We start from the raw sequence: 20,154 nt of genomic DNA, 5'->3' as shown, positions 1-20,154 counted from the left end.
GAAGGGCAGGCCAGGAGCCTTCTCGTCAGAGGCAGTCGATTTTCCCCAGGATCTCCGATCTGACGCCTCCCGGTGTAGAGTGCAGAACGCCCTTGACCTGCAGAAAGCTGGCAGGGAGCCGTCTTCTAGGAGCTCAAATTGCTGCGCACCATGATCAAGTCCAAGATCCACCGGGCCACTGTCACGCAGGCCGATCTGCACTACGTCGGTTCCGTGACCATCGACGCCGATCTGCTCGATGCCGCCGATCTGCTGCCCGGGGAGCTCGTCCACATCGTCGACATCACCAACGGGGCGAGGCTGGAGACGTACGTCATCGAGGGCGAGCGGGGGTCCGGGGTCATCGGGATCAACGGCGCCGCCGCGCACCTCGTGCACCCGGGTGACCTGGTCATCCTCATCAGCTACGCGCAGGTCGAGGACGCCGAGGCCAGGACGTTCACGCCGCGCGTCGTGCACGTGGACGCGCAGAACCGCATCGTCGAGCTGGGCGCGGACCCGTCCGCGCCGGTGCCGGGGACGGACCAGGAGCGCAGCCCCCACGCGGTGGCTGTCTGAGAGGAGTCGGGACCATGACGCAGGCCGGGTCGATCGAGTTCGAGGACCAGCGGGAGGCCGGAAGGCTGCTCGCCCTCGAGAACGGGGAGGCCGTCGGCCTCATCGCGTACTTCGTGCTCGACCGGGAGCCCGGCGCGCTGGTGGCCGTGCACACCGTCGTCGAGCCCGGCCACGAGGGCCGGGGCATCGCGGGCGACCTGGTCCGGGCCTTCTACGGGATCGCCGCCGAGGTAGGGGTGCCCGTGGTCCCGCTCTGCCCCTACGCCGCGAGCTGGGCCGCCCGGCACCCCGAGCAGGCGCCCGCGGCGCCCGCCGAGGTCGTCGCCGCGGCCCGGGCGCAGCTGGACGCCAGCCCCGACCTGGGGTGACGGGCCTGACCCTGCTGCTCACCTCCCCGGTCCACGTCCCCGTCTTCGACGCCCTGCGGGACCGGGAGACCACCCGGGGGGCGTGCTGCGCCACCTCGTGGTGCCGGAGCTGATGGAACGCGCTCGCGCGCCATGGCCCCGCAGCTGCGGGCGCGGCTGGCGGGCTCCGCCGGCCCGGTGCTCGTGACCTGCTCGACGATCGGAGCGGTCGCGGAGTCCTGGCCGGGGAGCTGCGGGTGCCGGTGCTGCGGGTCGACCGGCCGATGGCCGCGGCCGCCGTCCGCACCGGCGCGGGGATCACTGTACTGGCGGCCCTGGCGTCCGCGCCCGGGCCGACCGCCGCCCTGCTGGCCGTGGAGGTCCGCTCCAGCGGCCGGGCCGCGGAGATAACGTCCCGCGTCGTCGCCGGGGCCTGGGAGCGCTTCGAGGCGGGGGACACCGCCGGGTACCTGTCCCTGGCGGCCGGGGCCGCCGACCGCGTGGTGGGCACGGACGCCATCGTGCTCGCCCAGGCCTCCGTGGCAGGTGTCGCCGCCCTCGCCGCCACGCCCGTGCCGGTGCCGGTGCTCTCCAGCCCGTCCCCGGCGTTGGCCGCAGGGCTCGCTGCCGCCGCCGGGAAGCTGTTCTCGATGCGGGCGGCGGGGTCGTGGCCTTCCGCGGCACCGTCGCGGGCATCGGGGCGGGCCCGGTCCCGGGGCCGCTGATCCGGCACGGGAGGCGCAGCCGGACGGGCCCGGAACGCACCGGCACGGGCCCGTGCCCCGGCGGGCGCGCCCCGGTAGCAGCAGGCTGCCGGGGCACAGGCCCCCGGAGGCGTAACCACCCGGATCGCGGGAAGGTGAGGCATATGGTGCAAGACATGCAAGGTGCACAGGGTGCACACGGTGCACGTGCCGAGGACACGCAGCCGCCCGTGCCCGAGCCGCCGCCGGTCCCCGGCCCGAGCCCCTTCCCGGATCCCGAGCCCATCCCGCGGCCGGTTCCGCCGGTGCCCGGTCCCGTCCCCGAGCCGGATCCGGTGCCCCCGCCGCCCGGGCCCGCGCCCGTCCCGCAGCCCGGTCCGCTGAGCTGACGCCGCCGGCCGACGGCCCGGCCGCCGGCGCCGCCCCGCGGCCGGGTCAGGCCGTGCGGACCTCCGAACGGTCGCCGCTCCAGAGGGTGTGGAACGACCCCTCCCGGTCCGTGCGCCGGTACGTGTGCGCCCCGAAGAAGTCCCGCTGGCCCTGGGTGAGCGCCGCCGGGAGCCGCTCCGCGCGCAGCGCGTCGTAGTAGGCCAGCGAGGCCCCGAACGCCGGCACCGGGATGCCGTGGGAGACCGCCGCCGTCACCACGGCCCGCCAGTCGTCCTGGGCCGCGCCGATCTCCGTCGCGAAGCCCTCGTCCGCCAGCAGGCTCGGCAGGCCCGGCCGCGCGTCGTACGCCGCCCGGATGCGGTCCAAGAACGCGGCGCGGATGATGCAGCCGCCCCGCCAGAGCGAGGCCACCGCGCCCAGGTCGATGTCCCAGCCGTACTCCTGGCTGCCCGCCTGGATCTGGTGGAACCCCTGGGTGTACGAGACGATCTTCGAGGCGTACAGCGCCTGTTCGACCCGGGCGGCGAACGCGTCCGCCTCCGCGGCCGGCAGCGCCACCGTTGAAGGACCCGCGAGCCCCCGGGAGGCCGTGCGCAGCTCTGCGTGGCCCGAGACCGCGCGGGCGAAGACCGCCTCGGCGATCCCCGACACCGGCACCCCCAGGTCCAGGGCGGTCTGCACGGTCCAGCGGCCGGTGCCCTTCTGCTCCGCCGCGTCCGCCACGACGTCGACGTACGGGCGCCCGGTCGCGGAGTCCGTGTGCGCGAGCACCTCCGCCGTGATCTCGATCAGGTACGAGTCGAGCCGGCCCCGGTTCCAGGTCCGGAAGGTCTCCGCGATCCGGGCGGGGGAGTAGCCGGCGACCTCGCGCAGCAGGTGGTAGGCCTCGGCGATGAGCTGCATGTCGGCGTACTCGATGCCGTTGTGCACCATCTTCACGAAGTGCCCGGCACCGTCGGGACCCATGTGCGAGGTGCACGGCGTTCCGTCGGCGGCCTTCGCGGCGATCTTCTCCAGCAGCGGGCCCAGGGAGGCGTACGACTCCTCGGAGCCGCCGGGCATGATGCTCGGCCCGAGCAGCGCGCCCTCCTCGCCGCCCGAGATCCCCACCCCCACGAAGTGGATCCCCTGCTCCCGCAGTTCGCGCTCGCGGCGACGGGTGTCCTCGAAGTGCGCGTTGCCGCCGTCGATGATGACGTCGCCCGGCTCCAGCAGCGGGGCGAACTCGCGGATCACGGCGTCGGTCGGCTCTCCGGCCTTCACCATGACGATCAGGCGACGCGGCCGCTCCAGCGCGTCCACGAACTCCTTCGCGGACCCGGCGGCGACGAAGGACCCCTCGTGCCCGAACTCCTCCACCAACGCCACGGTCTTGGCGGACGTGCGGTTGTGGACGGCGACGGTGAACCCGTTGCGGGCGAAGTTCCTGGCGAGGTTGCTGCCCATCACCGCAAGCCCGGTGACACCGATCTGGGCCGTGCTGCTCATGCGTGCGCTCCTGAGTGCTTCGACGTGCGGGGCCCCGACGCTACCCCGGCGCGGACGCCCACGGATCTTTCTACTCACAAAACAATGTCAACTTGCCCGTCCGTGCGCCTGGTTGCGCCCCTTGTCAGGGCTTGGGCGCGACGTTAAGTTGTGGGATTCCTGATGTCTTGGAGGGGGCTTCCATGGGGGTACGGGGCCGGCACCGCCGGTACCAGCCGAGCAGCATCAACCGCGCGTCGCTCGCCGTCACCGCCGGCGGGGCCGGCATCGCGCTCCCTCTCATCGGAGCCGGTGCGGGAACCGCGCACGCCGCATCGGTGGACACCTGGAACAAGGTCGCGGACTGCGAGTCCACGAACGACTGGCACACCAACACCGGCAACGGCTACTACGGCGGGCTGCAGTTCAGCCAGAGCACCTGGCGCGCGTTCGGCGGCACGGTGTACGCCCCCCGCGCCGACCGGGCCACCAGGGAACAGCAGATCGCGGTCGCGGAGAAGGTCCTGAAGAGCCAGGGCCCGCAGGCCTGGCCGACGTGCGGGAAGCAGGCGGGGCTCGACCGCGGCGGCCCCGCGCCCGACCTGAAGCCGCAGAACCAGGTCGTCACCGTCCAGGCGCCGCAGGCACCGGTGGGCGACCGGCCGGCCACCGAGCCCCGCCCGACCGGCACCTCGGTCCTGCCGAACCCGTACGTGGTCGCGCCCGGCGACTCGCTCTCGTCGATCGCCACGCGCCAGCACGTCGAGGGCGGCTGGCAGGCGCTGTACGAGACCAACCGGACCACCGTCGGCAGCAACCCGAACCTGATCTTCCCCGGGCAGCGGCTCACCCTGCGCATCACCGCCGCCCCGCCCGCCCAGAACCCGGAGAAGCCGCCGCGGACCGCCGAGCCGGTCAAGCCCGTGGCACCGGCGGAGCGGGCGACCCCGGAGCGGCCCGCGGAGAAGCCCGCCGGGAAACCCGCGGCGAAGCCCGCCGGGCGGCAGGCCCCCGGGCCCGCCGGCGGTCAGGCCGCCCAGCCGGCCGCCAAGCCCAAGCCCGCCGAGAAGCCGGCCTCAGCGCCGCAGCAGCCGGCCGCGAGCGGCTTCACCGCCCCCGTCGACGCCGCCATCGGCACCGCCTACCGCAAGGCCGGCTCCGCCTGGTCCAGCGGCTACCACACGGGCGTCGACTTCCCGGTCGCCACCGGCACCGCCGTCAAGGCGGTCGGCCCCGGCCAGGTCGTCTCCGCGGGCTGGGCCGGGGCGTACGGCTACCAGGTCGTCATCCGGCACGCGGACGGCCGCTACTCCCAGTACGCCCACCTGTCCGCGCTCGGGGTCAAGGACGGGCAGCAGGTCTCCGGCGGCCAGCGGATCGGCCGCTCCGGGTCCACGGGGAACTCCTCCGGGCCGCACCTGCACTTCGAGATCCGCGCCACACCCGGCTACGGCTCCGACATCGACCCGCTGAAGTACCTCCGCTCCCACGGGGTGGGCATCTGACCCGCGCGCCTGCGGCGGCACGGCCGTGAGCACCACGAGGCCGGCCGCCGCCAGCGCCGCGCTCGCCAGGGCAGCCGCCCCGCCCGCCGTCCCGTGCCGGAAGCCCTCGCCGAACAGCATCATGCCGACCGCCGCGGCGACCACGGGATTGACCACGGTCACCGTGGCCAGCGGCGCGGTCAGCCCGGCACCCCGGTAGGCCGCCTGGGACAGCAGCAGGCCGCCGGACGCGAGCACCGCGATCGCCGCCAGCTCCGGCCACAGCGGCCCTCCGGGCCCCGCGGGGACCGCCACTCCCGCGGTGACCCCCTCGGCCACCGATTTGGTGAACACCGAGGCCATGCCGAAGGACGTACCGGCCGCCGCGGCCAGCAGCACGCTGCGCAGCACCGCCCGCCGCATCCGGTGCGCCGCCAGGAACAGCGCCGCCACCGCGGCGCCGGTCACCGCCAGCAGCAGGACCTGCTCCCGGCCCGCGGGCAGCCGGCCCCCGTCCCCGCCGGTCAGGGCCAGCAACCCGGCCAGTCCCACCGTCGTCACGACCGCGCCGCGCCAGACGGCCGCCCCCGCCCGGCGGTGCACGAAGACGGCAGCCATCGGCAGTGCGAAGACGATGGTGAGCGCGCCGAGCGGCTGCACCAGGCTGAGCGGCCCGTACGCGAGCGCCACGACGTGCAGGAGCGCGCCGAGGCCGTTCAGCGCGACCGCAGCCCACCATGCCGGCCGCCGCAGCGGGGCGTACGGCCGGTCCGGGGTGCCCTCCGCCACCCGCTCCTGGACGATCGCGCCCCCCGCGTACGCGACGGCCGACACCAGGCAGAGCAGAACCGACAGCACCAGGGCATCCATGAACTCCACGATGCCCCACCCACACCGGCCATTTCCTCCCTCCACAGGCGGGCATCCATCCCGCCCCGGGCGTACTCCCGAAGCAGGACGCAGCGGCCCGCGCACTGCGCACGGAGTACGTCCGGGGCCGCGCCCTGCGTGACGGTCCGCTCGCGGTGCGTGAGAGTGCGGCCGACGGGTTTGTTTCCGGGCGTGTCGGATCCGTACAGTTGCCGCTTTGGGGACTTCCGCAGCAGGCGGACGCGGACGAGTGATCAAGGAACGGCAGCGGCCATGACGGTGACCGAGACCGAAGAGAACCAGGAATACGGGCCGGGCATCGACCCGGAGCGCATGGCCGTCTGCCTCAGCGTGCTGGAAGAGCTCGACACACTGGAGGTCGACCACCCCGACGCGATCGCCGTGCGCCGGGCCACCGCCGGCATCTACCGGACGGTCAAGCAGCGCCGCCGTCAGGAGCGCCGCGCCGCCAAGACCGCCAACGACAAGGCCGTGACCGAGTCCACCGCCACCGGCTCCGCGCAGCGCATCGACGACGAGACCGAGGGCATCCTGCCCTCCTCGATCACCGAGGCGGGCCGGATCGCCGGAATACTCCAGCGCCCGCGCTCCTGCTACGTCTGCAAGACGCGGTACGTCGAGGTCGACTACTTCTACCACCAGCTCTGCCCCGAGTGCGCCCTGGAGAACCGCGCCAAGCGCGAGGCCCGTGCCGACCTCACCGGCAAGCGCGCGCTGCTCACCGGCGGCCGGGCCAAGATCGGCATGTACATCGCGCTGCGGCTGCTGCGCGACGGCGCCCACACCACGATCACCACCCGCTTCCCCAAGGACGCCATCCGCCGCTTCAAGGCGATGGAGGACTCGGCGGACTGGATGCACCGCCTGGAGGTCGTCGGCATCGACCTGCGCGACCCGGCCCAGGCGGTGGCGCTCGCCGACCAGGTGACCGGGGCCGGTCCGCTGGACATCCTCATCAACAACGCGACGCAGACCGTGCGCCGCCTGCCCACCGCGTACGCCGCGCTGGTCGAGGGGGAGGGTGCCCCGCTGCCGGCCGGCGAGCTCCCCGCCCACCACGTCATCGGCGCCTTCAACTCCGGCGCGGTCGACGGCCTGGCGGCCCTGCCCGTCGGCGTGAGCGGGCTGGAGGCCCAGAAGGTCGCCGACCTCGCCCTCGTGGCGGGCAACGCCAGCATCGAACGCCACCTCGACGGCACCGCCATCGACGCGGGCGGCCTGCTGCCGGACGTCGTCGAGACCAACACCTGGGTGCAGACCATCGACCAGATCTCCCCGGTGGAGCTGCTCGAGACCCAGCTGTGCAACTACACGTCGCCGTTCATCCTGATCAGCAAGCTCCGACCGGTGATGGCAGAGGCCGCCCGGAAGGCCTCCAGCGGCCGTGCGTACGTCGTCAACGTCTCGGCGATGGAAGGCGTGTTCAGCCGCGGCTACAAGGGTGCGGGTCACCCGAACACCAATGCCGCCAAGGCCGCGATGAACATGGTGACGCGGACCAGCGGCCAGGAGATGTTCGAGACCGACCGCATCCTCATGACCTCGGTCGACACCGGTTGGATCACGGACGAGCGCCCGCACTTCGACAAGCTGCGCCTGGCCGAGGAGGGCTTCCACGCCCCCCTGGACCTGGTCGACGGCGCGGCCCGGGTCTACGACCCGATCGTCCGCGGCGAGGCCGGCGAGGACCTGCACAGCGTCTTCCTCAAGGACTACTCCACGGCCAACTGGTAGGCCCGCACCCGCACCGCTCCGGACACGCTCCGGTCCCTCTTCCGAGGGGCCGGAGCGTGTCCGTTTTCGTGGTGTACCTCCGGACAACATGGCGGAACGACGGGCTGAACAGATCGGAAATTCCGGCCGTCAGGGTGGATTTGGCCAATCTATAGAGCGCGGTCGCGCTCAAATGTGTAATCTGATGGGCAGCAGAACGACCCCACCGGGTCGCCTCCACCATGACGCCACCGCGTCTGCAAACCCTTCATCCCCATTCCCCGGCGCACTTCGGACGCCGGTTCGAGCGACACAGAGGAGCGCGCGGTGACAGACACGAAGGCGAAGTCCGACGAACTGCTGGAGCGCACGGGCTGGCACGTCCGCCCCCACTCCGACGAGCTCGGCAGCCTGGAAGTCTGGGCGCGTTCCGCCCCGATCCGGCTCGCCGGCTACGAGGAGGACCTGGCGGAGTCCCACATCCTGCCCGGCATCGACTGACCGGCCCGTCGCCCCCGGCCCGCCCGCACGCCCCCGAGCCGCCCGGCAGCGGGGGCGCGGCACTGCCCGGCCCCCGGCTCCGCGGCCCCGGCCAGGGCCCCGGAGTTCCCGTTCGGCGTACGCCGTGAGCGTCATCGCTGACGGCGATCACCGCTTCCCCGGCCGGACCGCCCCGCGGCACGCTGTCCCGCATGACGACACTGCTGATGCTGGGCGGCACCGAATTCGTCGGCCGCGCCCTCACCGATGACGCCCTTCGACGGGGCTGGGACGTCACCGTCTTCCACCGGGGACACCACGCCCCGCCGCCCGGCGTCCGCGCCGTGCGCGGCGACCGCACCGCGCCCGGCGGACTGGACGCCCTCGCCGCCGCGGGGGAGTGGGACCTCGTGGTCGACACCTGGTCCGGCGCCCCCACCGCCGTGCGCGACACCGCCCGCCTCCTCGCCGGGCGCACCGGGCACTACACGTACATCTCCAGCCGCTCCGTGTACGCCTACCCGGCCCCGGTCGGCATGGCCGAGGACGGCCCCGTGGTCGAGGGCTCGCCCGATGCGGACGCCACCGCCTACGCCGAGGACAAGCGCGGTGGCGAGCTCGCCGCCGAGGCCGCCTTCGGTGACCGCGCCCTCCTGGTGCGCGCCGGCCTGATCCTGGGCCCGTACGAGAACGTCGGCCGGCTCCCGTGGTGGCTGGACCGGACCGCCCGCGGCGGCCCCACCCTCGCCCCCGGCCCGCGGGACCTGGCGCTGCAGTACATCGACGTACGCGACCTCGCGGCCTGGACCCTGGACGCGGCCCGGGCCGGGCTCGGCGGCCCCTACAACGCGGTCTCCCCGCTCGGGCACGCCACCATGGGCAGCTTCCTGGAAGCCTGCGCGGCCGTCACCGGCGGACGCGCCGAGCTCCGCTGGACGGACCCGGAGGCCATCGCGGCAGCGGGCGTCGAACCCTGGACGGAACTGCCCGTCTGGCTGCCGCCGGGCGAGCTGTACGACTTCATGGTCGGCGGCGACATCTCCAGGGCGCTGGCGGCGGGGCTGAAGTGCCGCCCGGTCGAGGAGACCGTCGCCGACACCTGGGCGTGGCTGCAGTCGCTCGACGGGCCGCCCCCGCTCCGCCCGGACCGCTCCGCCAAGGGAATCGACCCCGAGCGGGAAGCCGCCCTACTCGGCCTCTGACCCGTCCCCGGCACCGCCGGAGCCGCGATCCGCCGCGAGACGGGTCGGCGGCAGGTACTCCCGTACCGGCCGGCGGTGCCACCACGCCCCCGTTTCGCGCAGCTCCCGCCAGGAGGTGAACCGGTAGCGGTACACCCGCGCCCGGACGTAGTGGGGCGGCGCGTCCGGGAACGGGTTGTGGCGGATCAGCCGCAGCGTGTCCCGGTCGCCCGTCAGCAGCCGCTCGACGAACTCGCCGAACCAGGGGTGCGCGTAGCCGGGGGAGAGCGCCGCGAACCACATCAGCCAGTCCAGGCGCAGATGGTACGGCGCGAACTGGCGCGGGACCCGCCGCAGGTCACCCGGCTTGCCCTTGAACCCGTACTCCCGCCAGTCGCCGTCCTCCCGCGGTACCCGGTCCGCGGTGCCCTCGACCACCACCTCGTCGCGGATCCGGCCCACCGTGCCGAACGCCCCGTAGGTGTTGACCAGGTGGAGGGAGTCGAACGAGCGGTTCATCACCTGGCGGCGCGAGATCATGTTGGTCACCGGATGCCGGCTCAGCCACAGCACCAGCACCGTCACCGCGCAGACCGGCACCACGAACCACAGCGGCGCCCCGGTCGAGGCCGCGGCCGGCGGCGGCCCCGCGAGCCCCGTGAAGTCGACCGCCGACACGGCCAGCGTGATCGTCAGCCAGTTCAGCCAGGCGAAGTTGCCCGACAGCACCAGCCACAGCTGCGTGGCGATGACGGCCCCCGCCGCGTACGAGGCCACCGGCTGCGGGGTGAAGAGCAGCACCGGCACGAGCAGTTGCGTCACGTGGTTCGCGGCGCACTCCACCCGGTGCAGCGGCCTCGGCAGGTGGTGGAAGAACCAGCTCAGCGGCCCCGGCATCGGCTGGGTCTCGTGGTGGTAGTACAGGCAGGTGAGCTCGCGCCAGCAGGCGTCCCCCCGGATCTTGATCAGCCCCGCGCCGAACTCCACCCGGAAGACCACCCACCGCAGCAGCCACAGCATCAGCACGGGCGGCCCGATCCGGGCGTTGCCGAGGAAGACGGCGAGGAACCCCACCTCCAGCAGCAGCGACTCCCAGCCGAACGAGTACCAGGTCTGTCCCACGTTCACGATCGACAGGTACAGCAGCCACAGCACGGCCCACATCGCCATCGCCGCGCCCAAAGGCACCATGTCCCCGACGCCCGCGGCGAGCGCGGCGGCGAGCGCCGCGCCCGCCCAGGCGCAGCCGGCGAAGAACCGGTCGGAGTAGTGCAGTTGGAACAGGCTCGGGGCGCGCCGGAAGGGAACGTACCGCACGTACCGCGGCACGGGAAGCATGCCCTTCGCCCCGATCAGTGCCCGGAACTGCAGGGCGGCCGCGAGGAAGGCGAAGAGGTAGACGCCGGCCAGGGCCCGCTGGAAGACCAGCCGGGCCAGCCAGTAGCCGGGCGCCGTGAACCAGTCCATCGACTCCAGTATCCGGCCATCCGGCCGATCAGGCCGCCGCGGCCAGCCGGCGCAGGACCCGGCCCAGCCGGCGGGCGTAGCACCGCTGGAGGAAGGGGACCAGCGGGCCCGCGAGCCGGGTGTACCAGCGGGCGGGACGACTGAAGGCGGTCACCTCGAACCACACCGTGCCGTCGGGGTCCTGGAGCACCAGGAAGGCCTCTTCGCCGTGCTCCGGGTGGCCGGGCAGCGTGCCGTACGCGAACCCCGTGCGCGCGGGCCCGTACGCCGTCCAGACCACCTCGCACGGGACCTCGATCCGGAGCGGCCCCCAGCCGATCCCGACGTCCACGCGGCTCCGGGGCCGGACGGCGCCGTCGCCGCAGCGGACGCGTGCGCCCGAGGCCCGGTGGACGGCGAAGGTGGTGACGGCGGTCCCGGCGGCCTCGAAGACGGCCCGGCTCCGGCCGATCCGGGTGCGGTGGTGCAGGTGGTGGTAGCCGGCGGGCAGCGGGCGGCCGCCGGCCGTCGCGCCGCGCTCGGGGTAACTGAGCGCGGGCCTGCCCGCGCTGGTGATCCGGGTCACGGGGTGGTCTCCTCCGGTTGGGGGCTGCCGGCGGTGAGCCGGCGCCAGGCCAGTACCGAGCACAGGGCGAAGCCGAGCGCGTTGCCGAGGCCGTGGGTCGCGGCCATCCAGGTCAAGGTGGGGTGCGGGATCCCGGTGGCCTCGCCGAGCGCCCACCACAGGGCGAGCACCATGGTGACCCCCAGGACGCCCGCCGAGACCGCCAGCAACCACCTGGTGCGCCGGTCCGGACCGGTCGGCCGGATCTCCTGCCAGGTCACCAGCGCCACCAGCCACATCCCGGCGGTCAGCACCACCGCGCCCGCCAGCTCCGCCCAGTCGTCCACGAAGTAGCCGAGGAGGACCAGCAGGGTCCCGCCGGGCACGCTGTACGCCGCCCAGCGGGCCCGGCGGGCCCGCCGCGGCCCTCCTGCGGTGCGCCCGCTGGCGAGGGCCCGGCACACCAGCCCGGCGACCAGGGCGGCGGTGAACCCGGCGTAGTGGAAGTGCGGCACGGTCAGGGCCAGGACGTCCAGGTCGAAGCCGAAGAGGCGGTATCCCGCGCGCTCGGCGACCAGGGCGGTCGCGGCGACCGCGGGGGAGGCCAGCGCGGTGAGCACGGCGATCTCGGCAGCCGCCCCGTCCGTCCTGGCGGCCGTCGCGGCGTCCGTCCCCCGGGTGCCGGTCCTGCCGGTCGGCTTCCGGGCGAGCGCCCGGGCCCGCAGCAGCCGCACCGGCACGCGGGCCGCGAGGGCCAGCGCGGCCACCGCGTACAGGACGGCGAGCGACGCGGCGGGTGCGCCGCGCGGCAGCCAGAGGCACAGGGCCCCGGGGGCGGCGGCGAGCGGCCAGATCCGGGCCGTCCTGCGCAGCCCGGCCGGGTCGATCAGCAGTAGGCCGGCGGGGACGATGCCGAGCATTCCCAGGGTCACGATCACGTTCACCAGTACCGTCACCGCTGACTCCCCACGCACCCGAACGCGCTTTGAACGCGTTCAATCCTTGGTCGCGACCTTACGGGGTTTCCTGAACATGTTCAAGATTCTGGGGTCGCGGTGGCCGGACGCTCCGGTTGCGGCCCCTGCGCGGATACGGCAGACAGGAGGGAGCAACCGGGGCGAACAGGGAGAATCACGTGCAAGTTCCGACACCACGTCAGACGCCGCGCCGTCACACACCGGCCCGCGCCGCCCTCTTCACCCTGCTCGGCCTCCTCGCGGCGGCCTGTGGCGGGCAGGAGGAGCCCGCGAGCGCGCCCGGCCCCGAGAGTCAGAACCTCCACCTCCAGCCCGTGGCCACCGCGGGCCCCGACCCCTTCACCCCCTCCAGCGCGGTCGGCGAGTCCGCCCCCGTCCAGCCGCCGGTGCCCAACCCCACCGGGCGCGGCGTGCGCACCGTCAGCGGGGCCACCCCCGGCCTGTACGGCGGCACCCGCCGGCTCGGCAGTTGCGACGTCGAAGCCCAGCTGCGCGCCCTGACCGCCGACGAGGCCAAGGTCCGTGCGTTCGCGAGCATCTCCGCCGTCGAGGAGGCGAAGCTCCCCGAGTTCGTGCGCGGCCTGACCCCCGTGGTGCTCCGCGCCGACACCCGGGTCACCAACCACGGCTTCCGTGACGGCGGCGCGTACGCCTTCCAGTCCGTCCTCCAGGCCGGGACCGCCGTCCTCGTCGACGGCACCGGCATGCCCAGGGTCCGCTGCGGCTGCGGCAACCCGCTGCTCGCCCCGCGCGCCCCCAAGGGCAACCCGGTGCTGAAGGGCGACCAGTGGAACGGCTACCGGCCCAATCAGGTGATCGTCATCGAGCCGACGCCCCAGCTCCTCGGCAGCCTGGTCATCGCCAACACGGCCGACAACACTTGGATCGAACGCCGCACCGGGGACGACGGCGCCCAGGACCGCACGCCAGCGGTGCAGCCCGCGCACGACCCGGCGGACGGCATCCCGGCCGGCTCCCCGTCGTCGGCGGCTCCCGCGCAACCGACCGCCCCGCCCCACACCCCGGGCACGCCGTCGGGGCCGGGTCGGCCCGACGCGCCGGCTGCCCCGCCGCGTCCGCAGCCGAGCCTGCCGGGCGGCACCGCCGCGGTCCCCCCCGAGCTGCCCCCGGGCGGTCAGCCCACCGACCCGGTGGTGCCGCAGGACCCCGACCTCTCGCTGCCGTGGCCGTCCGACCCCGCGGTCCCGGCCGATCCGGCGGTTCCGCCGGATCCCGCGGTTCCGCCGGATCCCGCGGTTCCGATGGATCCGGCGGTCCCGGCCGATCCCGCGGTCCCGGCCGATCCCGCGGTTCCGGCCGATCCGGCCGTCCCCGCCGACCCCCCGGCCCCGTACGACCCGTTCGACGTGTACGAGGAGCCCGCGCAGGGGAACACCTTCGAGGGCGATCCCTTCACCGTCCCGGACCAAGCGCTTTCGCCGGCCACCGCCCCGGATCTGGAGAGCGCCTGACCCGCCCGTGTGTCATGGTGGACCGGTGCCGACCACCGTATCGCTGCCGGACGACTGGCCCGCACACCCGGACCGGTCGCTCTCGCTCAACCGCATGGGCAGTTTCGACTGGGACCTCGTCGCCGGCGTCATGCACATGGACGAGGCGGCCCTCGACGTCTTCGACACCCTGCCCGAGGAATACGACGGACGGCCCGAATCGCTCGCCCCGCGGGTTCCGCACGCCGAGTCCACCCGGCTCGACGCCCTCGTCTCCAGCACCCTCAAGAGCGGTGAAGACAGCTACGGCGCCTACTTCCGCATCCGCTGCCGCGACGGGCGGCTGCGCTGGACCCACACCCAGGGCCGCGTCATGCGCGACCGGGACGGCCGGCCGTACCGGATCATCGGCATCGTCCGGGACGCCACCGAGGAGCTCACCCACTCGGCGGAGCGCCTCGGACTCGACGAGGAGCGGCGGCGGCAGACCTCCGTCGTCGAGAGCACCACCGCCGCCCTCGCCCACGCCCGGACCGTGCGGGACGTCATCGACGTGATCGGCGACGCGCACGGCCTGGAGCGGCTCGGCTCGATGGGCATGGTGATGGGCCTGGTCGAGGCCGGGCGGATCCACCTCGTGGCCGAGGGCCCGGAAGGCAGCTTCGTCCCCGGCACCCGCTACACCCGCATCGACGAGAACTACCCGATGAGCGAGGTGGTCCGCTCGCTCCAGCCCCGCTTCCTCGACTCCGCGCACGAGTTCGCCGAGGACTATCCCGGGCTCTGGCAGAAGATCTCGTACATGGACATCTCGGCGGCCGCCTACCTGCCGCTGATCGCCCAGGCCCGCCCCATCGGCGCCATCGGGCTGCTCTACCAGGACAAGGACGGCTTCACCCAGGACGAGCGGAACCTGCTCGTCGCGCTGGGCAGCAGCATCGCCCAGAGCCTCCAGCGCGCCATGCTCCTCGAACAGGAGCACGATCTCGCGGAGGGGCTCCAACAGGCCATGCTGCCGCGGCGGATCCCCGCCGTCGACGGAGGCGAGATCGCGGTCCGCTACCGGTCCGCCCGGATGGGCCAGGACATCGGCGGCGACTGGTACGACGTCATCCCCCTGCCCGGAGGCCGGGTCGGTGCGGTCATCGGCGACGTCCAGGGCCACGACACGCACGCCGCCGCCGTCATGGGCCAGCTGCGGATCGTGCTGCGCGCCTACGCCGCAGAGGGGCACTCGCCGGGCACGGTCATGGCCCGCGCCTCGGTGTTCCTGCACGAGTTGGACACCGACCGCTTCGCGACCTGCACCTACGTCGAGGCCGACCTCGCGACCGGCGTCCTGCAGGTGGTGCGGGCCGGACACATCGACCCGCTGCTGCGCACCCGGGGCGGGGACTGTCGGCGACTGTCGGCCGAAGGCGGGATGCCACTGGGCCTCTCGGCAGAGTTCGGCCGGTTGGAGTACCCGGTGACCACGGTGGAGCTCGACCCCGGGGAAACCCTCCTGATGTGCACGGACGGCCTGGTCGAGCACCCCGGAGCGGACCTCGACGACGGCGTGCGGCTGCTAGGCGACCTGGTCCGCAGCGGCCCCGCCGACCTCCAGCAGCTCGCGGACCGTCTGTGCGGAGCCATCGACGAGCGCGGCGGCGACGACGACATGGCCCTGCTCCTGCTGCGCCGCCGGGTGGAGGAGGCCGCCCAGGGGGGCGGCCGGCTCCAGCAGCACGTGGCCCCGGCGGATCCCGAGGCCCTGGTCGCCGCCCGCCACATGATCGGGGCGGCGGTCCGGGCCTGGGGCGCGGGGGAGCGGGCCGACGAGATCGAGCTCGTCGCCGACGAGCTGATCGTGAACGCCCTGATGCACACCGACGGCCCCGCCATCGTGACCCTGCGGGTCCTGACCGGCCCGGAACGCAGGCTCCGGGTGGAGGTGGAGGACCGCTCCAGCGCGCTGCCGCGCCGCCGGGAGGCCGGCGACTCGGGGGTCTCGGGTCGCGGACTGATGCTGGTGGACCGGCTGGCCGGCGCCTGGGGGGTGGAGTCGCGGGGCAGCGGCAAGTGCGTGTGGTGCGAGTTCCTGATGGACTGACCCGGTCGTCTCCTGACCTGGTCCGCTCGCGGATCGTCGCACCTGAGGTCAGGCTGGGGGCATGCCCGAGCTGCCGGAGGTCGAGGCCCTCAGGGACTTCCTCGACGAGCACCTCGCCGGGCAGGTGGTCGCCCGCGTCCTCCCGCTCGCCATCAGCGTGCTCAAGACGTACGACCCGCCGCTCACCGCCCTCGAAGGGCACGCGGCCGGCCCCACCGCCCGGTACGGGAAGTTCCTCGCGCTCCGGATCGGCGACCTCCATCTGGTCACCCACCTGGCGCGGGCCGGCTGGCTGCGCTGGCACGACGCCGTGCCCGAGCGCCCGCCGCGCCCCGGCAAGGGGCCCCTCGCGCTGCGCGTGGTCCTGGAGGGCGGCGCCGGTTTCGACCTCACCGAGGCCGGTACCCAAAAACGCCTCGCCGTCCACGTCGTCCACGACCCGCAGGAGGTGCCCGGCATCGCCCGCCTGGGCCCGGACCCGCTGGCCCAGGCCTTCGACCGGGATGCGTTCGCCCAGCTGCTGGCGGGCGAGCGGCGGCAGATCAAGGGCGTCCTGCGCGACCAGAGCGTGATCGCGGGCATCGGCAACGCCTACAGCGACGAGATCCTGCACGCCGCGAAGGTCTCCCCCTTCAAGCTCGCCTCCGCCTTCGACGAGGAGCAGGTCACCCAACTGTACGAGGCCGTACGGGGCACCCTGCGCGAGGCGGTGGAACGCGCCCACGGGGTGGCCGCCGGAGGGCTGAAGGCGGAGAAGAAGAGCGGGCTGCGGGTGCACGGGAGGGACGGGGAGCCGTGCCCGGTGTGCGGGGACACCATCCGCTCGGTGTCCTTCGCCGACTCCTCCCTCCAGTACTGCCCCACCTGCCAGACCGGCGGCAAGCCGCTCGCCGACCGCAGGCTGTCGCGTCTGCTCAAATGACCTGCCCGGTGGTCGTGGGCTGCGTAGACTCCCGCAGCATGTCGCAGGAGCAGCCGCCTTGGCCGGGGCAGCCACCGCGGGAGCAGCCGCTGCCGCCGGGGCAGCCGCCGCGGGAGCAGCCGCTGCCGCCGGGGCAGCCGCCGTCGCCCCGGCGGGAGACCGTCACGGGCCCGCCGCGCGGCGCCCGCCGCCGGCCGCCCGCGCACACCCCGGCCCACTCGGAGATCTCCGAGCAGACCACCCTGGGCGCCACCTACGTACGCGCCCTGATGCGCAGTCAGCTCCGGGCCGGTCTGTCCGCGTTGGCCGTCCTCGCGCTCCTGGTCGGGACGCTGCCCGTGCTGTTCGCGCTGGCGCGCCCGGCTCCGGGGCCACTGGTGTGGGCGGTGCTCGGCCTGGTGGTCTACCCCGTGCTGTGGCTGATCGCCCGCTGGTACGTGGCCCGGGCCGAGCGCAACGAGGCCGACTTCACCGGTCTGGTGACGGATCCGGCCGAGGCCCCGGTCCCGCCGGACCGCGGGTAGGGGCCGGTGCGTCACCGGACCGCTGCGCGTGCGCGGGCGGCGGTCTCAGAAGAGGTGCATCGCCAAGTGGCCCAGAGGAAGTCCTAGTTGCCAGGCCGGCGTCCAGACCCGGGCGTTCTCGTCCAGGGCTTGGGGGCCGTCGGCGTGGCCGGTCCGGCCGGGTTCGAGGTTGGTGGCGAACAGCTCCGTGCTGTCGAGCCAGCGCCAGGCCGCCCGGGCCAGTTCCAGGTCCGGGTCCTCGCCGCGACCGCTTTCCCGGGCCTCCTCGCCCAGCGCGAGGAACCGGGTGTGCACCCAGTCGCGCCAGGGGTGCCCGTACGCGGTCAGCGAGAGCCACTCGTCGAGCTGTGAGACGACGCGGATCCCGGAGAGCTCGCCGGCGGCGTCGGAGAGGTAGATGGTCAGGGCGAGCGTGTCGCGCCCGGCACGGAACTCCAGGGTACTGACCGGGATCAGCCGTCCCGTGCGCAGCAGTTCATCGGCGATGTACTCGGCGTAGAGCCATGCCATGGGCACCGCGAGCCCGCCGTCACTGGTGCCGTTCGTACCCTCGGGCTGCACCGTTCCACCTTCTCCCGCGTGTCGAGCTTGCCTCCGTCTGCGTCGAGCCTTCACCGACCGGCTTGCACGACGGGGCTTGTTTACTCAACTTGAACGGTCTGCGGCCGATTTCCGTTCGCTTTGTGTCCGATCCCCATGCATTGGGATCGTTCGGCGCGTGATTCCTCCGGGATTCCACGGGATTCCGCGGGTGGACTCAGGCGCCGAGGCCGTAGCCGTATCCGTATCCCTGGAGGTCCTTGCGCAGGGCGCGCAGGGCGTAGTGCGTGCGGGACTTGACGGTGCCGGCGGGGATGCCGAGCTCCGCGGCCGCCTCGGCCACCGAGCGGTCCTGGAAGTAGACCTGCATCAGCACCGCGCGGTGCTCGGGGCCGAGGGAACCCACCGCCCGCCGGACGTCGATGGCGATGACCGAGCCGGCCACCGCGTCCTCGGTCGCCGGCGCCTGCTCCAGTGACTCGGCGTCCACCTCCTGCGGCCGGGACAGGCGGGCCCGGCGGGCGTCGATCGCGAGCCGCCGCGCCACCGTGAACAGCCAGGGGCGCATGGAGTCGTGGCTGCTCGCCAGGACCTCGGGGTGCTGCCAGGCCCGTACGAGGGTCTCCTGGACGAGGTCCTCGGCCCGCTGGGGGTCGCCGGCGGTGAGGCCGAGCAGGAATCCGAACAGAGCCCGCCCGTGGTCGCGCTGGAGTTCGGCCAGCGCGTCGGGATCGGTGCGCGCGAGGGTGGGGGAGAGGGGCACGGGTGGCTCCTTCCTGGGGCTGCCGGGGTCCTGATGCACCCACCCTCACCTGCGGCGGGCACCTCGGGAACCGTCACGCCCGGGCGTTGCGCCCAAGCGTCACGGTCGGCCGGTCAGCGGACGCACCCGGCGACGAACGGTCGAACGGCGCGGCGAACGGCTGCCGGCGCGGCCCCCCGTTCGGCCGGATGCGGATGGATCCGTTCCTGGACGCGCAGCATCTCCCCCCATGGAGTAAAAGATGATCAGATAGTCGTACTAACGGGAGATTGGTCCGGATGACCACCACACGCACCCGGCGGGCCCTCGCCTTCCTCTCGGTGGCCCTTCTCGCAGTGGCTGCCGCGGGCTGCTCGGCGCGCGGAGAGGCCCCGCCCGCCCGCCTCGGCAACCCCCACGCCCCGCCGCCGTCCAGCGCGGACGGCACCGCCCGCGGCTTCACCCTCGTCGCCAGCGGCGACGTGCTGCCGCACGACTCGATCATCCAGCGCGCCGCGGCCGACGCCAACGGCTCGGGCCACGACTTCCGGCCGATGTTCTCCCGGGTCAAACCGCTGGTCTCGGCCGCCGACCTGGCCCTGTGCCACATGGAGACCGTCTACGGACCGGACGGCGGGCCCTTCACCGGCTACCCGGCCTTCACCTCCCCGCCCCAGGTCGCCGACGGGCTCCGGGACGCCGGCTACGACGGCTGCTCCACGGCCTCGAACCACACCCTGGACGCCGGCCCCGAGGGCATCGCGCGCACCCTCGGCGCCTTCGACCGGGTCGGGCTGGGGCACGCCGGCTCGGCCCGCACCGCCGCCGAGGCGGCCACGCCCACGGTGTACCGGGCGGGCTCCGCGAAGGTCGCCCACCTCGCGTACACGTACGACACCAACGGCTACCCGCTGCCGAAGGGGCAGCCCTGGGCCGTCAACCTCATGGAGAAGGACAAGATCATCGCGGACGCGCGGGCCGCCCGGAAGGCCGGCGCGGACGTGGTCCTCGTCAGCCTGCACTGGGGCACCGAATGGCAGACCGAGCCGGACGAGCGCCAGCTCACGCTCGGCCGGGCGCTGACCGCGTCGCAGACCGGCACCCGCCCCGACATCGACCTGATCCTCGGCACCCACGCCCACGTCCCGCAGGCGTACGAGAAGGTCAACGGGACCTGGATCGTCTACGGCATGGGCGACCAGGTCGCCGGCGAGATGTTCAACCACTCGGGCGCACGGGACCTGCGCGGCAACTACGGCTCGATCGGCCGCTTCACCTTCGCACCGCCGGCCGCGGCCGGGGAGCGCTGGCAGGTCACCAAGGCCGAGTTCGTCCCGCAGATGATGGACCTCGCCTCGGGCAAGGTCGTCAACCTGCCCGCCGCGCTCGCCGAGGACCCCGATGAGGAGCGGTACCGCACCGCCCAGGACGCCATCGGCGAAGCCGTGCTCTCCCGCGGCGCCGCCAAGAGCGGCCTGACGATGGGCAAGTAGGCGAGCACCGCGACGTACGGGCGGCCCGCCGGGCCGTCCGCCCGGCCGCCCGCACGGCACCGTCCGCCCGGCCGCCCGCACGGCACCGCCCGCCGGGCACCGTGACCGGCACACCGCCCGAACCGGCGGCACCGCGGGTCGGCTGACCATGCGGGCAACCCTCTCGTCCAACTGGCCGACGCTGCTG

At 73.9% G+C, this 20,154-nt stretch carries 17 protein-coding genes and 2 pseudogenes; 12 read left to right on the top strand and 7 right to left on the bottom strand.

Annotated features, from left to right (window positions below; all coding sequences use genetic code 11):
• The first annotated feature begins 138 nt into the window (after positions 1 to 138).
• The 3 genes and pseudogenes from panD (at position 139) to ACFV7Q_RS17345 (ending at position 1,630) form a co-directional block, all read left to right on the top strand.
• Entirely contained in the window at positions 139 to 558 is a 420-nt protein-coding gene (gene panD, locus ACFV7Q_RS17355; protein WP_385429197.1) for an aspartate 1-decarboxylase, read from the top strand.
• 14 nt (positions 559 to 572) lie between these two features.
• Complete coding sequence (locus ACFV7Q_RS17350; protein WP_385429195.1) at positions 573 to 926, top strand: GNAT family N-acetyltransferase; 354 nt, start codon at positions 573 to 575, stop codon at positions 924 to 926.
• Positions 923 to 1,630: pseudogene (locus tag ACFV7Q_RS17345) on the top strand (arylsulfatase). The gene ACFV7Q_RS17350 and the pseudogene ACFV7Q_RS17345 overlap by 4 nt, the downstream one beginning before the upstream one ends.
• 414 nt (positions 1,631 to 2,044) lie before the next feature.
• On the opposite strand, the gene gndA reads toward ACFV7Q_RS17345, so the two are convergent.
• Complete coding sequence (gene gndA, locus ACFV7Q_RS17340) at positions 2,045 to 3,487, bottom strand: NADP-dependent phosphogluconate dehydrogenase (protein WP_385429194.1); 1,443 nt, start codon at positions 3,485 to 3,487, stop codon at positions 2,045 to 2,047.
• Positions 3,488 to 3,669: 182 nt separating this feature from the next.
• Between gndA and ACFV7Q_RS17335 the strand changes: the two genes are divergently transcribed.
• The gene (locus ACFV7Q_RS17335) at positions 3,670 to 4,971 is read left to right on the top strand and encodes a transglycosylase family protein (RefSeq protein ID WP_385429192.1); all 1,302 of its coding nucleotides are present in this window, start codon (positions 3,670 to 3,672) and stop codon (positions 4,969 to 4,971) included.
• A 102-nt stretch (positions 4,972 to 5,073) separates the two neighbouring features.
• Here ACFV7Q_RS17335 and ACFV7Q_RS17330 read toward each other — a convergent pair.
• Positions 5,074 to 5,820, bottom strand: a pseudogene (locus ACFV7Q_RS17330) (DMT family transporter); the annotation flags it as partial.
• A gap of 273 nt (positions 5,821 to 6,093) precedes the next feature.
• On the opposite strand from ACFV7Q_RS17330, the gene ACFV7Q_RS17325 reads away from it, so the two are divergent.
• The 3 genes from ACFV7Q_RS17325 (at position 6,094) to ACFV7Q_RS17315 (ending at position 9,236) form a co-directional block, all read left to right on the top strand.
• Positions 6,094 to 7,575 carry an SDR family NAD(P)-dependent oxidoreductase gene (locus tag ACFV7Q_RS17325; RefSeq protein WP_385429190.1) on the top strand — a complete coding sequence of 494 codons (1,482 nt, stop codon included), beginning with the start codon at positions 6,094 to 6,096 and terminating at the stop codon, positions 7,573 to 7,575.
• A 306-nt stretch (positions 7,576 to 7,881) separates the two neighbouring features.
• Positions 7,882 to 8,055 carry a hypothetical protein gene (locus ACFV7Q_RS17320; protein ID WP_385429268.1) on the top strand — a complete coding sequence of 58 codons (174 nt, stop codon included), beginning with the start codon at positions 7,882 to 7,884 and terminating at the stop codon, positions 8,053 to 8,055.
• Positions 8,056 to 8,246: 191 nt separating this feature from the next.
• Positions 8,247 to 9,236, top strand: coding sequence for an NAD-dependent epimerase/dehydratase family protein (locus ACFV7Q_RS17315; RefSeq protein ID WP_385429188.1), 990 nt, complete (start codon positions 8,247 to 8,249; stop codon positions 9,234 to 9,236).
• On the opposite strand, the gene ACFV7Q_RS17310 is transcribed toward ACFV7Q_RS17315, so the two are convergent.
• From ACFV7Q_RS17310 to ACFV7Q_RS17300, 3 genes are read right to left on the bottom strand one after another with little or no spacing between them, the layout of a single operon-like run.
• Positions 9,222 to 10,682 (bottom strand): lipase maturation factor family protein, encoded by a 1,461-nt coding sequence (locus tag ACFV7Q_RS17310; protein WP_385429186.1) that lies wholly within the window; start codon positions 10,680 to 10,682, stop codon positions 9,222 to 9,224. The two genes, ACFV7Q_RS17315 and ACFV7Q_RS17310, sit on opposite strands and share 15 nt — an antisense overlap.
• A gap of 28 nt (positions 10,683 to 10,710) precedes the next feature.
• A complete protein-coding gene (locus ACFV7Q_RS17305) occupies positions 10,711 to 11,247 on the bottom strand; it encodes a DUF1990 family protein (RefSeq protein ID WP_385429185.1) in 537 nt (178 codons plus the stop codon).
• Positions 11,244 to 12,182 (bottom strand): YndJ family protein, encoded by a 939-nt coding sequence (locus ACFV7Q_RS17300; protein WP_385429183.1) that lies wholly within the window; start codon positions 12,180 to 12,182, stop codon positions 11,244 to 11,246. Before ACFV7Q_RS17300 ends, ACFV7Q_RS17305 begins: the two co-directional genes overlap by 4 nt.
• 179 nt (positions 12,183 to 12,361) lie before the next feature.
• Here ACFV7Q_RS17300 and ACFV7Q_RS17295 point away from each other — a divergent pair, with 179 nt between their 5' ends.
• The 4 genes from ACFV7Q_RS17295 (at position 12,362) to ACFV7Q_RS17280 (ending at position 17,192) form a co-directional block, all read left to right on the top strand.
• Positions 12,362 to 13,675, top strand: a complete 1,314-nt coding sequence (locus ACFV7Q_RS17295; protein WP_385429181.1) for a DUF6777 domain-containing protein — start codon at positions 12,362 to 12,364, stop codon at positions 13,673 to 13,675.
• A 7-nt stretch (positions 13,676 to 13,682) separates the two neighbouring features.
• Positions 13,683 to 15,746, top strand: coding sequence for a SpoIIE family protein phosphatase (locus ACFV7Q_RS17290; protein WP_385429179.1), 2,064 nt, complete (start codon positions 13,683 to 13,685; stop codon positions 15,744 to 15,746).
• A 61-nt stretch (positions 15,747 to 15,807) separates the two neighbouring features.
• On the top strand, positions 15,808 to 16,668 hold the full coding sequence (locus tag ACFV7Q_RS17285; protein ID WP_385429177.1) for an Fpg/Nei family DNA glycosylase: 861 nt from the start codon (positions 15,808 to 15,810) through the stop codon (positions 16,666 to 16,668).
• Positions 16,669 to 16,790: 122 nt separating this feature from the next.
• Entirely contained in the window at positions 16,791 to 17,192 is a 402-nt protein-coding gene (locus ACFV7Q_RS17280; protein ID WP_385429267.1) for a hypothetical protein, read from the top strand.
• Between the two features lie 45 nt (positions 17,193 to 17,237).
• On the opposite strand, the gene ACFV7Q_RS17275 is transcribed toward ACFV7Q_RS17280, so the two are convergent.
• Complete coding sequence (locus ACFV7Q_RS17275) at positions 17,238 to 17,702, bottom strand: hypothetical protein (protein ID WP_385429265.1); 465 nt, start codon at positions 17,700 to 17,702, stop codon at positions 17,238 to 17,240.
• A 247-nt stretch (positions 17,703 to 17,949) separates the two neighbouring features.
• Positions 17,950 to 18,495, bottom strand: a complete 546-nt coding sequence (locus ACFV7Q_RS17270) for a sigma-70 family RNA polymerase sigma factor (RefSeq protein WP_385429175.1) — start codon at positions 18,493 to 18,495, stop codon at positions 17,950 to 17,952.
• A 278-nt stretch (positions 18,496 to 18,773) separates the two neighbouring features.
• Here ACFV7Q_RS17270 and ACFV7Q_RS17265 point away from each other — a divergent pair, with 278 nt between their 5' ends.
• Positions 18,774 to 19,967 (top strand): CapA family protein, encoded by a 1,194-nt coding sequence (locus ACFV7Q_RS17265; RefSeq protein ID WP_385429174.1) that lies wholly within the window; start codon positions 18,774 to 18,776, stop codon positions 19,965 to 19,967.
• Positions 19,968 to 20,154 lie beyond the last annotated feature (187 nt).

The sequence above is a fragment of the Streptomyces sp. NPDC059851 genome, assembly GCF_042732005.1.
Taxonomy (GTDB): domain Bacteria; phylum Actinomycetota; class Actinomycetes; order Streptomycetales; family Streptomycetaceae; genus Streptomyces.
Note: the sequence above shows the minus strand (reverse complement) of the source record. Positions and strands in the feature narration are given on the sequence as shown.

What these genes read in the sequence shown, in the direction of transcription:
- ACFV7Q_RS17350 (WP_385429195.1), top strand. Translation starts at nt 573, where the DNA reads ATGACGCAGGCCGGGTCGATCGAGTTCGAGGACCAGCGGGAGGCCGGA.
- gndA (WP_385429194.1), bottom strand. Translation starts at nt 3,487, where the DNA reads ATGAGCAGCACGGCCCAGATCGGTGTCACCGGGCTTGCGGTGATGGGC.
- ACFV7Q_RS17335 (WP_385429192.1), top strand. Translation starts at nt 3,670, where the DNA reads ATGGGGGTACGGGGCCGGCACCGCCGGTACCAGCCGAGCAGCATCAAC.
- ACFV7Q_RS17325 (WP_385429190.1), top strand. Translation starts at nt 6,094, where the DNA reads ATGACGGTGACCGAGACCGAAGAGAACCAGGAATACGGGCCGGGCATC.
- ACFV7Q_RS17315 (WP_385429188.1), top strand. Translation starts at nt 8,247, where the DNA reads ATGACGACACTGCTGATGCTGGGCGGCACCGAATTCGTCGGCCGCGCC.
- ACFV7Q_RS17310 (WP_385429186.1), bottom strand. Translation starts at nt 10,682, where the DNA reads ATGGACTGGTTCACGGCGCCCGGCTACTGGCTGGCCCGGCTGGTCTTC.
- ACFV7Q_RS17285 (WP_385429177.1), top strand. Translation starts at nt 15,808, where the DNA reads ATGCCCGAGCTGCCGGAGGTCGAGGCCCTCAGGGACTTCCTCGACGAG.
- ACFV7Q_RS17275 (WP_385429265.1), bottom strand. Translation starts at nt 17,702, where the DNA reads ATGGCATGGCTCTACGCCGAGTACATCGCCGATGAACTGCTGCGCACG.
- ACFV7Q_RS17265 (WP_385429174.1), top strand. Translation starts at nt 18,774, where the DNA reads ATGACCACCACACGCACCCGGCGGGCCCTCGCCTTCCTCTCGGTGGCC.